The organism is Thermoanaerobacterium butyriciformans (assembly GCF_017874545.1).
Classification (GTDB): domain Bacteria; phylum Bacillota; class Thermoanaerobacteria; order Thermoanaerobacterales; family Thermoanaerobacteraceae; genus Thermoanaerobacterium; species Thermoanaerobacterium butyriciformans.
The window spans coordinates 36772-47319 of record NZ_JAGGLT010000027.1; the positions used below are offsets into that span (position 1 = coordinate 36772).

Genomic DNA, 10548 nt, shown 5'->3' on the forward strand with positions numbered 1-10548 from the left:
ACTTGGATTTCCAAGTATTATAAAGTTCTCTTATTGAGTTTAAGTTTATTGAATGTTAATGGTGCACCAATTGAAAGCCATAACCCGCATATGAGATATCTTACAATATTAAACACATTTGTATAAGGCAAAATATATTTTAAACCATTTTGTAAGGCCAAGAAAATTAATGCACCTATCATAATCTTGTATATCTGTTTTTTAATTGAATTACTAACTGTAAAAGCGTAGTATTTTTCATCAACAAAATATCCTATCAAAATACCTGATACCAGTCCCATGTATTCAAAATTTTCAGTATATGGAAACAGAATTATTAATGCAGTAGGGACAATAATTGCTAAGATTACTTTATAGGCAAGTTGTATATCAAATTTACTTTCGACTATGATGCTATCCACAAGTTCACCGATAATTATTATTAAAACGGCAATTAATATGCCTCCAATTATGTCTACAGGCCAATGAACTCCTAAATACAGCCTTGATAGGGAAACGAGAACTATAGAAGCTATTCCTAAAACATTGATGCATTTTCTGTTGTACTTAACCATCAGTGTTCCCCAAAAGGTAGTTGTTCCCTGCGCATGACCGCTTGGAAAAGAGTATCCGCCGGCAGATTGAGTAAAAATCGATCTTATGCCTGGATAGCCAATTGGCCTTTGAACCATTGTTACATTTTTTACTACAGTATTGACATAAACAGATGACAAAAGAATTATACCAATTTTAAGTCCAAATCTCTTATCAACGCACCAATAAAATATAGGCAATACTAAAAAATAAAAGTAAGAGCTGCCCATCATGGTAATACCGATAAAAATATAATCTAAAATTGGATTTGATAAAAGCTGAATATCTTTTATAATAGCTGCTTGCATTTTATCACCTCAATATATATATTCTACAATTTTAGAATTCTTCCTTCAATAAAAATCAATTTATTTTCTCGATTAGTTATAATTAAATTTGTCGAAAATTATTTCCTGTTGGCAAGAAGGATTTTTTTATTTTATAAAGAATAATATATATAGGTGGTGTTAATGTGAAACCAGAAAAGATATTTTTGAGAGATATGGAGAAAAGGGATAAAAGGACATTTTCGATGTGGCTTAGAGATGTTGATGTAGTGAAGTTTCTTATAGATATGTTCAGGGTATCGAGAAAAAGCGAAAATGTATTAAATATCCCGTTTGGGAAAAATAGAAAAATATTTATTTTGCAGACCAATGATGGAGATAATATAGGCTTTTGTGGACTTTATAATATTAATTGGCAATTGAAAAGATGCAGTTTGTATGTTTATATTGATGATTGTGAAAATGTAAGCGATGATGTTATAAATGATGCTATGAATTCAATAGTAAAAAGCATATCCCTGCTTAGCAAGTTTAAAATATTGGAAGTTCACGCGAAAGCTGATATATTGAAAAAATATATGAATAATATGAATAACGCAAAAAAATGCAACAATGAGTACATTTTTGAGATAGGATTAAATGGGAAAATCGTATAAAGGCCTTTTAAGGCCTTTATTTACTTTTTATCAAATAAATAATATAATACAATACAAGTGATTCTTATTTAAGAGGTGCTTTTATGAATATACCGAATATCTTAACGATGATTAGATTTGTGTTGATACCCGTATTTGTTTACAGTTTTTTTTACATAAACAATGGCAATATATACGCTGCAGTTATATTTATAATATCTGGATTGACTGATGTTCTTGATGGATATATTGCCCGTCATTACAATCAGATAACAAAAATAGGCATATTGATGGATCCATTGGCAGACAAGCTGATGATAATAACAGTGCTAGCAAGTCTGTGGATAAAGGGAATAATACCCTTTTTTATAATATTGATTGTAATTGTAAAAGAGGTTACCATGATCATTGGCGCATTTATTCTATACAGGAAAAAAGACATTGCAATACCTGCCAATAAATTTGGGAAAGGGGCAACACTACTTTTTTACATCGCAATAATTTTTTCAATTTTTGATTGGCCTTATGGTCTTACGTTAATGATAATAGCACTGCTACTTGCGCTTATAGCTTTCTTTATTTATTCAGTTGAGTTTAAATTTTACAATTATAAACAATAGATTGTTTTATAATTTTGCAGTTTTGATTTTTGGAATTTTTATGTTATATTTTTTGAGGAGGTATGGTTATGAGACTAGAAGAAAAATATGAGAATTTAAAAAAGTATATAAAGGAACTTGGAAGTGCTGTCATAGCATTTTCAGGTGGAGTTGATAGTACTTTTCTTGCGAAAGTTTGCAAAGATGTGCTAAATGATAGATGTTTAGCTGTTACGGCCACATCATCTACATATCCGGAAAGAGAATTTAAAGAAGCTCTGGAGCTTGCAAAGGAGATTGGTATAAGACATAAAATAATAAAATCTGAGGAACTTGAAATAGAGGGATTTTCTAAAAATCCTATAGATAGATGTTATTACTGTAAAAGCGAATTGTTTTCTAAGCTTAAAAAAGTTGCTGATGATGAAGGAATGGAGTATGTTTTAGATGGAACAAATGCTGATGATACGGGAGATTTTAGGCCTGGGAGGCGTGCGGCAAAAGAATTAGGTGTCAAAAGCCCTCTTTTAGAATGTGGCTTTACGAAGGACGATATAAGGGAGATGTCAAAGAATTTAGGTCTTCCTACATGGAACAAACCTGCTTATGCCTGTCTTTCATCCCGCTTTCCTTATGGACAAGAGATAACAAGTGAGAAATTGTCGATGGTTGAAAAATCAGAAGAATACCTTTTAAAATTGGGCTTTGTGGGATTTAGAGTGAGGCACCATGGCGATATTGCCAGAATAGAACTTAATCCAGATCAGATTAATATGATGTTGGATGAAAACATCAGGAAAAAAGTTGTATCAAAATTGAAAGAAATAGGCTTTAAATATGTTTCACTTGATCTTGAAGGTTATAGAACAGGCAGTATGAATGAAGCAATATCGGAGCTGATAAATAATGTACGATAACGTAATAAGGGATGTTCTTAAAAAATATGAAAATGGCTATATAGGATTAAATGAGGCAGTTGATATATTAAAAAAGCTTCCATACGAAGATTTAGGTTTTGCAAAGATTGACTACAATAGAGAAGTTAGACGAGGTTTCCCTGAAGTCATTTACTGTGAAGGTAAGACGCCTGAACAGGTTAAGGAAATAGCGCTTAGGATGTATGAAAGGGGAAGCAATGTTTTAGGTACTAGGGCGTCTATTGAACACTTTGAAGCATTGAAGGAGGTATGCGATAAGGCAGTTTATTACGATGTGGCGAGGATTATATCGATTAAATCAGAAGAGATAATGCCTACAAAAGGTGTTATCGGTGTTGTGGCAGCAGGTACATCTGACTTGCCTGTTGCAGAAGAAGCTGCTGTAACGGCAGAACTTATGGGGAATTCTGTAAAGCGTATATATGATGTAGGTGTAGCTGGAATACACAGATTAATGAGCAAAGTTGAAGAATTGAGAAAATTTAGAGTCATAATATGTATAGCAGGAATGGAAGGTGCACTACCTACTGTAGTCGGAGGGCTTGTGGCTTGTCCAATTATCGCAGTTCCAACAAGCGTGGGATATGGAGCTAATTTTCATGGACTTTCTGCACTACTTGCTATGCTTAATTCATGCTCCAGCGGTGTCAGCGTAGTAAACATCGACAATGGGTTTGGTGCAGCTTATTCAGCAAGTTTAATAAATAAGATAGGAGAGTAATGATATGAGATTTCTATACTTTGATTGCTTTGCTGGAATTTCTGGCGATATGACTATTTCATCTCTTCTTAGCCATAGTATCGATATTGATAAATTTAAAGGCGAATTAAGTAAATTGCCACTTGATGGATATGATTTAGAATTTGGAAGCGCAAAGAAAAATGGCATAACTGCAAATACTTTCAAAGTTAATTATGATGACCATCACCATCATCATAGAACTATGAAAGATATAGAGAATATCATAAATCGAAGTTCGCTGAATGATGATGTAAAAGAAATGAGTCTTAAGATATTTCGCAATTTAGCGGATGCTGAAGGCAGAGTGCATGGGATGTCGCCTGAGGAAGTTCACTTTCATGAAGTCGGTGCAGTTGATTCTATAATCGATATAGTTGGGACATCTGTGCTTATAAATATGATTGCACCAGACAAGATAATTTTTTCAAAACTTCCTGTAGGATCAGGTTTTGTAAATAGCCAGCATGGTGTGATACCTGTACCTGCACCGGCAACAGCTGAGCTTTTAAAGGGTATACCGGTGTATGACAATGGAATAAGTGGAGAGCTTGTAACGCCTACAGGTGCAGCTATAGCAAAAACAATAGCTGATGAATTTGGAACGATTCCAGAAGTGAAGATCGATTCAATAGGATACGGTGCTGGATTTAAGGACTTTGAGATTCCAAATGTTTTAAGGACGATGATAGGCACGATAGATGTAAAAAAAAAGTAGAAAATCTTACTGTTCTTGAAACGAACATAGATGACATGAGTCCGGAATATTATCAATATATATTTGATAGACTTCTTAAAAACGGAGCTTTGGATGTTTATATTACTCCAATATTTATGAAAAAGCAAAGACCTGCAAATATGCTTTCTGTGCTTTGTAAAGAAGAGATGGCAGATTTACTGCGAAAGATAATATTCGAAGAAACATCTACATTTGGCATAAGAGAGTATAAAGTAAATAGATATGCACTTCAAAGGGAATTTAAAACTATAAAGACACCTATTGGTAATGTAAGAGTTAAAATGGGTTATATGGATGGCAAACTCATAAAATCACATCCTGAATCAGACGATGTAAAAGCTATTGCTGAAAAAACCGGGCTTTCTATATTATCAGTTTTGAAAATTTTAAAAGATTATGAAGATGAAAATATCACGTAAAAATACTGAAAGTACTAGCTTTCAGTATTTTTACTTATCTGTATACATTTTTAAAACAGGTCTTAATTTTAGAGATAGATATGAAGATATTAAAACTTTTATAAAATCACCTAATAAGTATGGTACTGCTCCTAATAGGACTGCTTTTTTAATTTCCAACCCAGCCACAACACTTAGCTGCAAAACGCCTAGCGCATATACAATCAATATACCGCCAATAATATTTGCCAATATTAATTTAAAAAAGTTGATGTTTCCTATTCTCACAAGTAAAGATATGACAAAAGAAGTTATTGGCATAGCAATTAGGTAACCGCCTGTAGGACCTAACAGTACGCTAATACCGCCATGAAATCCTGCAAAAACAGGAATACCAATCGCACCAAGTGCAAGATAGATAATCATGCTGAATAATGACGTGATAGGATCTAATAGGCTTCCAGACAACATTAATGCAAATGTTTGGCCTGTTATAGGCACTGGCGAAAAAGGCAGCGGTATACTTATAAAGCTCATGACAATTGTGATAGAAGCAAACATAGATGCAAGTGTCATCTTTTTTAATGAAAAGATAGAATTGTCATTATGTACTATCAAATTATTCACCTCGCCTTTGCAAATTTATTTATAATTATAAATGATATAATCTATATTTGTCAACTTAAATTTTATAGTTGGTTAACAAATAGTGATATTGACAATTTGCTGGTTAATGTATATATTATATATTAATAACATATTCTTGCCATGATAGTGAGGAGTAAATGTATCAGATAAAAGAGAGGGATTCCCTAAGGCTGAAAGGTTTCCTTATCGTTAGGTACATTGAAGGTAGCACTGGAGCATGTAAGCTGAAATGTAAGTAGGCTTAAACGGGTTTGCCCGATATAGCTTAAGTTATAAAATAAGGTGGTACCGCGGAAAACCTTCGCCCTTTTGGGAAAGGTTTTTTTATTTTACTTAAAAATAAAAACTTGAAAGGAGATAAAAATGGATATTGCAAAGACGTACAATCCAAAAGAATTTGAAGATAGAATATACAATGAATGGATGGAGAAAGGGTACTTTACCCCAAAAATTGATTATAGCAAAAAACCATTTACAATAGTCATACCACCGCCTAACATTACAGGGCAACTGCACATGGGACATGCACTGGACAACACTATGCAGGACATAATCATAAGGTGGAAAAGGATGCAGGGATATGTTGCTCTTTGGATACCGGGGTCGGATCATGCCAGTATTGCAACAGAAGTAAAAGTTCTTGATAAAATAAAAGAAGAGACAGGACTTACTAAAAGAGATATAGGCAGGGAAAAGTTTTTAGAAAGGGCATGGCAATGGAAGGAAAAATATGAAAACCGAATTTTGGATCAGCTAAAAAAACTAGGTTCTTCTTGTGACTGGACGAGAAAAAGATTTACGATGGATGAGGCTTTGTCAAAAGCGGTCAGAGAAGTTTTTGTTGCGCTTTATAAAAAAGGGCTTATATATCGTGGAGACAGGATAATAAACTGGTGTCCTAGCTGTAAAACTGCATTATCAGACGCTGAAGTAGAACATGAAGATGAGTCTGGACATCTTTGGTATATCAGGTATCCTGTAAAAGGTGAAGATGGATATGTTACGATCGCTACTACAAGGCCTGAAACTATGCTGGGAGATGTGGCAGTAGCTGTAAATCCTAATGATGATAGGTATAAAGGATTAAACGGAAAAAAACTTATTCTCCCGATAGTAGGAAGGGAGATTCCTATAATTGAAGATGACTATGTAGATCCTTCATTTGGAACAGGTGCTGTCAAGGTGACGCCGGCCCATGATCCAAATGACTTTGAAATGGGAATAAGACATGGTCTAGAATTCATAAATATAATGAATGAGGATGCTACGATAAATGAAAACGGCGGTGAATATTCAGGTCTAGATAGGTATGAAGCTCGTAAAAAGATTGTTGATGAACTTAAAGACATGGGACTTCTGGAAAAAGTAGAAGACTTAAATCATAGTGTAGGGCACTGCTATAGATGTCACACGACTGTTGAGCCGTTTTTATCAAAGCAATGGTTTGTAAAGATGGAACCGCTGGCGAAGCCTGCACTTGAAGCAGTAAGGACAGGTAAAATTGAATTCATACCTGAAAGATTTGAAAAAATATATTTCAATTGGCTTAACAACATAAAGGATTGGTGCATATCAAGGCAGCTTTGGTGGGGTCATAGGATACCTGCATGGTATTGCGATGATTGTGGTTATGTCACTGTTTCAAAAAATGATCCAACTTGTTGTGAGCAGTGCGGTAGCAAAAACATACATCAAGACGAGGATGTGCTGGATACGTGGTTTAGCTCAGCATTATGGCCTTTTTCAACGATGGGATGGCCTGATGAAACGGAAGACTTAAAATATTTCTTCCCCACTGATGTGCTTGTTACAGGATATGACATAATATTCTTCTGGGTAGCTAGAATGATTTTCATGAGCCTGGAATTTATGAAAGAGGTGCCTTTCAAGCATGTTTTAATACATGGGCTTGTTAGAGATTCTCAAGGCAGGAAAATGAGTAAATCGCTGGGAAACGGCATTGATCCATTAGAGATTATAGAAAAGTATGGAGCTGATACGCTTAGGTTTACTCTTATTACAGGTAATGCACCAGGAAATGATATGAGATTTAGCGATGACAAGCTGGAAGCTAGCAGAAACTTTGCAAATAAGTTGTGGAATGCATCTAGATATGTAATGCTTAATCTAACAAGTGATGATACAACGCTTTATTTAGAGAATCTAAATCTTGCAGACAAATGGATTTTAACTAGATTAAACAATGTTGTAAAAGAAGTGACGGAAAACCTTGAAAAATATGAATTAGGAATAGCTGCAGCAAAATTATATGATTTTCTCTGGAGCGAGTTCTGCGATTGGTATATAGAACTAAGCAAGCCTGTGCTTTATGGTGATGATTTAGAGGCAAAGAAAATAACGAAGTCTGTATTGAGGTATGTGCTTGATAATACATTAAGGCTTTTACATCCATTTATGCCATTTATAACCGAGGAGATATTTAAAAACATACCACATGATGGCGAAACGATTATGCTTAGCAAATGGCCAGAATACAGAGAAGATTTGAATTTTGAAAAAGAGGCAAAGGATACAGTCCTTATAATGGATGCTATAAAAACCATAAGGAATCTAAGAGCAGAAGCATCTGTATCACCATTAAAAAAGGCAAGAGTGATAATAAACTCAGATAGGGAAGATGTTATAAAAATTTTTAAAGATGGAGAGAATTATATTACTAAACTTGCCGGAGCTAGTGAAGTTATATATGAAAGAGACAAAGATAAACTTCCACAAAAGGCTATGTCTGGGTCAGTTGAAGGCACGTTGATTGTTATGCCTTTGGAGGATTTAATAGATATAAAAGTTGAAATAGAAAGATTAAGAAGCGAGAGAGAGCGTATAATTAGCGAGTTAAAACGCGCAGAAGGCATGCTTAAGAATGAAAAGTTTATAAGTAAGGCACCAAAGCATGTAGTGGATGCAGAAAAGGAAAAGTACGAAAAGTATACTGAGATACTTAAAAATTTAGATGATAGGATTGACTACTTAATGAAATGATTTTGATGCCTCAATAGGAGGTTATAGGATGTTTACACTATTCAAGAAGGTAGAAAAAAATCCAACTTTAACGATAAGAGAAGCAAATGTGAGAGATGCCAAAGGAATAGTGAAGCTGCTTGATAGCGTCGGGAAAGAAAAAATATACATGGTTTCAGAAAATTTAGGGTGGTCAGAAGAAGAGGAAAAACAATTGATAAAGCGACTTGACCGAGGGAAAGACCTGATTCTGGTAGCTGATTATGGAGGAAATATTGTAGGCTGCCTTACTCTTTTTAGGTATTATGGCGGCAGATCGCCTAAAGTTCAACATGTAGGTGAAATCGGCATAAGCATAGATGCTAAATACAGGAATGTCGGCATTGGGTCGAAACTTTTTGAATATACGATTGATTGGGCTAGAAAAAGAAACTATAAAAAATTATGTTTGAGTGTTTTTAGTTCCAATACAAAAGCTATCCATCTGTATAAAAAATATGGATTTGAAGAAGAAGGGCGTAGAAGGAAACAATTTAAAATCGGAAATGAATATGTAGATGAAATACTGATGGGATTATTTTTGTAAAACATCCCCAGACAAGACATTTATTGTCTGGGGTTTTGAATTTCGGAGGATGAGAATATGAATTATCAAGATGCTATAAATTACATTCATAACACACACAAGTTTGGAATGAAACTAGGCCTTGAAAATATAAAACGCTTGCTTATACATATGGGAAATCCACAGAGCAATTTAAAATTTATTCATGTAGCTGGGACAAATGGAAAAGGTTCAACATGTGCTTTTATAAATAGTATTTTACTTGAAGCAGGTTTTAAAGTAGGTCTTTATACATCTCCATATTTAGAAGAATTTGAAGAGAGGATGAGGATAAATAATCAAAATATTCCAAAAGACAAGTTGATATATTACGTTGAATACATAAAACCTATTATAGAAAAGATTGTTGATGAAGGATATAACCATCCTACAGAATTTGAGATAATCACGGCAATTGCATTTAAATATTTTTGCGACGAAAATGTTGATTTTGTTGTGCTAGAAGTAGGGCTAGGAGGGCGTTTTGACGCTACAAATGTCATAGAAAGATCGCTAGTATCTGTAATAACAACAATTGATTATGACCACATGGATAAGCTTGGAGATACTTTAGAAAAGATAGCATTTGAAAAAGCTGGCATCATAAAAGAAAATGGGACAGTCGTTAGTTTTTATCAAAAAGATGAGGCACTTAAGGTAATAGAGGAAGTTTCTAGGCTTAAGAATGCATCCCTATCTGTTATGGATACAAATGATGTTAAAATTAAAGAATCTGACAGCAATCATCAGGTATTTGACTACAAAAATTACAAAAATCTTAAGATAAGCATAATTGGAAAGCATCAGGTTTACAATGCTTCACTGGCTGTTATGGCTGTAGAGAAGCTAAAACAATATGGTATAAGTTTTAGTGAAGATGTGATAAAAAGGGGACTTATTAATGCAAAGTGGCCAGGAAGAATCGAAGTTATCAGTAAGTTACCATTAATCGTAATAGATGGTGCCCATAATCCCCAAGGCATGGCTGTATTAAAGGAAGCTTTGAATTTATTCACATATAATAGATTGATACTTGTCATTGGCATGCTGAAGGACAAAGATACAGATAGTATGTTAAAATTGATAGTTCCTGAAGCAGACCTTATAATAACAACAAAACCCATAAGCGATAGGGCTTACACTGCAGAAGAATTATCACAAAAAATTGCATATGATGATGTATTGCATTTTGAAAACATAGATGATGCAATAAATGAAGCTTTAAAACGTGCAGGAAAAAATGATTTAATATTATTTTGTGGTTCCATTTACATGATAGGGTATGTCAGGATGTATTTAAAAAATGTAATAAAATGATTAAGGTGTCAAAAGTATTTTTTTCATCCAAGTTTAGATGAAATATGGTAAAATAGAAATATAAACAAAAGGAAATAGAAGGAGCGATACAT

At 34.0% G+C, this 10548-nt stretch carries 11 protein-coding genes and 1 other annotated feature; of the genes, 9 read left to right on the forward strand and 2 right to left on the reverse strand.

What is annotated here, in order from left to right:
• Window positions 1–17: 17 nt before the first annotated feature.
• A complete protein-coding gene (locus J2Z80_RS11335) occupies window positions 18–881 on the reverse strand; it encodes a phosphatase PAP2 family protein (protein ID WP_209454488.1) in 864 nt (287 codons plus the stop codon).
• A gap of 164 nt (window positions 882–1045) precedes the next feature.
• Here J2Z80_RS11335 and J2Z80_RS11340 point away from each other — a divergent pair, with 164 nt between their 5' ends.
• The 6 genes from J2Z80_RS11340 (at window position 1046) to larC2 (ending at window position 4929) form a co-directional block, all read left to right on the forward strand.
• A complete protein-coding gene (locus tag J2Z80_RS11340) occupies window positions 1046–1516 on the forward strand; it encodes a GNAT family N-acetyltransferase (protein WP_209454489.1) in 471 nt (156 codons plus the stop codon).
• An 83-nt stretch (window positions 1517–1599) separates the two neighbouring features.
• A complete protein-coding gene (locus J2Z80_RS11345) occupies window positions 1600–2115 on the forward strand; it encodes a CDP-alcohol phosphatidyltransferase family protein (RefSeq protein WP_013297527.1) in 516 nt (171 codons plus the stop codon).
• A 68-nt stretch (window positions 2116–2183) separates the two neighbouring features.
• A complete protein-coding gene (gene larE / locus J2Z80_RS11350) occupies window positions 2184–3011 on the forward strand; it encodes an ATP-dependent sacrificial sulfur transferase LarE (protein ID WP_209454490.1) in 828 nt (275 codons plus the stop codon).
• Window positions 3001–3753, forward strand: a complete 753-nt coding sequence (gene larB / locus J2Z80_RS11355) for a nickel pincer cofactor biosynthesis protein LarB (protein WP_209454491.1) — start codon at window positions 3001–3003, stop codon at window positions 3751–3753. Before larE ends, larB begins: the two co-directional genes overlap by 11 nt.
• Window positions 3754–3757: 4 nt before the next feature.
• Complete coding sequence (gene larC / locus J2Z80_RS15195) at window positions 3758–4489, forward strand: nickel pincer cofactor biosynthesis protein LarC (RefSeq protein WP_209454492.1); 732 nt, start codon at window positions 3758–3760, stop codon at window positions 4487–4489.
• Window positions 4490–4524: 35 nt separating this feature from the next.
• Window positions 4525–4929: a nickel pincer cofactor biosynthesis protein LarC2 gene (gene larC2 / locus J2Z80_RS15200; RefSeq protein WP_280953191.1), complete on the forward strand. Its 405-nt coding sequence runs from the start codon at window positions 4525–4527 to the stop codon at window positions 4927–4929.
• A 30-nt stretch (window positions 4930–4959) separates the two neighbouring features.
• Here the strand turns inward: larC2 and J2Z80_RS11370 are convergent, their stop codons facing one another.
• Window positions 4960–5526, reverse strand: a complete 567-nt coding sequence (locus tag J2Z80_RS11370; RefSeq protein WP_245301289.1) for a biotin transporter BioY — start codon at window positions 5524–5526, stop codon at window positions 4960–4962.
• A gap of 141 nt (window positions 5527–5667) precedes the next feature.
• Window positions 5668–5868, forward strand: a binding site (T-box leader).
• 51 nt (window positions 5869–5919) lie between these two features.
• Here J2Z80_RS11370 and J2Z80_RS11375 point away from each other — a divergent pair.
• Genes J2Z80_RS11375 through J2Z80_RS11385 form a run of 3 tightly spaced genes read left to right on the forward strand, consistent with a single transcriptional unit; the run spans window position 5920 to window position 10456 of the window.
• Window positions 5920–8556, forward strand: a complete 2637-nt coding sequence (locus J2Z80_RS11375) for a valine--tRNA ligase (RefSeq protein WP_209454493.1) — start codon at window positions 5920–5922, stop codon at window positions 8554–8556.
• Between the two features lie 28 nt (window positions 8557–8584).
• Window positions 8585–9121: a GNAT family N-acetyltransferase gene (locus J2Z80_RS11380; protein WP_209454494.1), complete on the forward strand. Its 537-nt coding sequence runs from the start codon at window positions 8585–8587 to the stop codon at window positions 9119–9121.
• 57 nt (window positions 9122–9178) lie between these two features.
• Complete coding sequence (locus J2Z80_RS11385) at window positions 9179–10456, forward strand: bifunctional folylpolyglutamate synthase/dihydrofolate synthase (protein WP_209454495.1); 1278 nt, start codon at window positions 9179–9181, stop codon at window positions 10454–10456.
• Window positions 10457–10548: the final 92 nt, after the last annotated feature.

Coding starts and splice junctions, on each gene's coding strand:
- J2Z80_RS11335 (WP_209454488.1), bottom strand. CDS start 881: ATGCAAGCAGCTATTATAAAAGATATTCAGCTTTTATCAAATCCAATT.
- J2Z80_RS11345 (WP_013297527.1), top strand. CDS start 1,600: ATGAATATACCGAATATCTTAACGATGATTAGATTTGTGTTGATACCC.
- larE (WP_209454490.1), top strand. CDS start 2,184: ATGAGACTAGAAGAAAAATATGAGAATTTAAAAAAGTATATAAAGGAA.
- larB (WP_209454491.1), top strand. CDS start 3,001: ATGTACGATAACGTAATAAGGGATGTTCTTAAAAAATATGAAAATGGC.
- larC (WP_209454492.1), top strand. CDS start 3,758: ATGAGATTTCTATACTTTGATTGCTTTGCTGGAATTTCTGGCGATATG.
- larC2 (WP_280953191.1), top strand. CDS start 4,525: ATGAGTCCGGAATATTATCAATATATATTTGATAGACTTCTTAAAAAC.
- J2Z80_RS11375 (WP_209454493.1), top strand. CDS start 5,920: ATGGATATTGCAAAGACGTACAATCCAAAAGAATTTGAAGATAGAATA.
- J2Z80_RS11380 (WP_209454494.1), top strand. CDS start 8,585: ATGTTTACACTATTCAAGAAGGTAGAAAAAAATCCAACTTTAACGATA.
- J2Z80_RS11385 (WP_209454495.1), top strand. CDS start 9,179: ATGAATTATCAAGATGCTATAAATTACATTCATAACACACACAAGTTT.